General features: G+C 41.8%; 2 protein-coding genes and 2 pseudogenes. All 4 read left to right on the top strand.

Features of this window, described 5'->3' with window-relative positions; all coding sequences use genetic code 11:
- The first annotated feature begins 35 nt into the window (after positions 1-35).
- Positions 36-119: an RHS domain-containing protein gene (locus tag PR675_RS20415; RefSeq protein ID WP_272582962.1), complete on the top strand. Its 84-nt coding sequence runs from the start codon at positions 36-38 to the stop codon at positions 117-119.
- Between the two features lie 108 nt (positions 120-227).
- Positions 228-305: pseudogene (locus tag PR675_RS21080) on the top strand (RHS repeat-associated core domain-containing protein); the annotation flags it as partial.
- Between the two features lie 3 nt (positions 306-308).
- Entirely contained in the window at positions 309-737 is a 429-nt protein-coding gene (locus PR675_RS20405) for an AHH domain-containing protein (protein ID WP_239686430.1), read from the top strand.
- A pseudogene (locus PR675_RS20400) lies at positions 734-1,063 on the top strand (hypothetical protein); the annotation flags it as partial. The gene PR675_RS20405 and the pseudogene PR675_RS20400, both read left to right, overlap by 4 nt.

Raw genomic sequence — 1,063 nt, 5'->3', positions numbered from 1 at the left:
AATGCACGGATACCCCCGTCAATCCACGGTGCGCCATCTATTACACGCACAGTGGCTTAAACGGATTGCCGGAGGCGCTCACCAACGGTGACGGTCATCTCGTTTGGCAAGGTCAATAGGGTATTTAGGGGAATTTACAGCGTCAGGCCCGCCCTCGCCCTACTAGCAATTTTAGCGGTAAACAGAACCTGCGTTTTCAAGGGTAATATTTCGAAAAAGAGACCGGTCTGCACTATAATACCTTCAGGTACTACGCCCCGGATTTAGGTCGCTTTACCCAGCAAGACCCTATCGGGCTGGCGGGTGGATTGAACCTGTACCAGTATGCGCCAAATCCACTGACATGGGTGGATCCGTGGGGACAGTGTGCGATTAAACTATCGAGAAATATGGTTGCAGCTGGTACTCCTAGACCTGCAAACTCAGCCGCTCACCACATAGTAGGGGATACATCTAAAGGAGCGAAACCAGCGAGGGATATTCTAAAAAAACATGGCATTGATATTGATGATGCTAGTAATGGGGTTTTCTTGCCTAATAAAAATAACATTGATGAGTCGCTGTCTGGTATTAAACATAACGGTAGACATCCGAATAACTACATCGATGCGGTTAATGAACGAATAATTCAGGCAGACCTAACTGGTGGAAAACAAGGTGTTTTAGATGAATTATCAAACATCCGTAACATTCTTTCTTCTTCAAGTCGAGATGCGAGTTGGTACAAAATATTATGAGTAATAAAATATATTATTTAAAATCCGATGCAATGAATTACTGCTCTTTTATCCAAGATTATCCTGCGAGAGAAGAAAGCATAATAGCAAGAGCAATGGGACAAAAATGGCAAAAATTTAACAACACATATACCAATATAGTTCTAGAACTAAGGGCTAATGATTTTGGTAAGAAAAATTATCAATTTGACTTTAGCAGCGCTCTATCTCCATTTATGGTTTTTAGTGAGGGTGCATTAGTATCCTTATCTGATATTCTGAGTTCAAGGGGGCAAATATTACCAGTTAAAACTGAAAGCAAACGGAAGAAATTCGTTGGCTATTAT

This window comes from Providencia sp. PROV261 (assembly GCF_028477945.1).
GTDB classification, from domain to species: Bacteria; Pseudomonadota; Gammaproteobacteria; order Enterobacterales; family Enterobacteriaceae; genus Providencia; species Providencia stuartii.
Note: the sequence above shows the minus strand (reverse complement) of the source record. Positions and strands in the feature narration are given on the sequence as shown.